We start from the raw sequence: 261 nt of genomic DNA on the forward strand, positions 1-261 counted from the left end.
CAATCTTGGTCTAATTGCCGGAGATAGGCTCACAATGGCGGATAAGTTTGACATTTTGCTACTTAACGGTCCTAACCTGAATTTGTTAGGGACACGTGAGCCTGAAACTTATGGAAGCACCACACTCAACGATATTGTTAAAGGTTTAGCACTGCAGGCTGCAGCAGCAAACGTGACGCTCAGCCATCTGCAATCTAACGCAGAGCATCTCCTGATTGATAGGATCCATCAGGCACGCGGAAACACTGATTTTATCTTGAT

1 protein-coding gene is annotated in these 261 nt (G+C 45.6%); it reads left to right on the forward strand.

What is annotated here, in order from left to right; translation table 11 throughout:
• Positions 1-34: 34 nt before the first annotated feature.
• Positions 35-261, forward strand: a 227-nt coding sequence (locus tag KB213_RS12105; RefSeq protein ID WP_211683490.1) for a type II 3-dehydroquinate dehydratase, incomplete at its 3' end; no start/stop codon positions are given.

The organism is Neokomagataea anthophila, assembly GCF_018122595.1.
In the GTDB taxonomy this organism is placed as follows: Bacteria; Pseudomonadota; Alphaproteobacteria; order Acetobacterales; family Acetobacteraceae; genus Gluconobacter; species Gluconobacter anthophilus.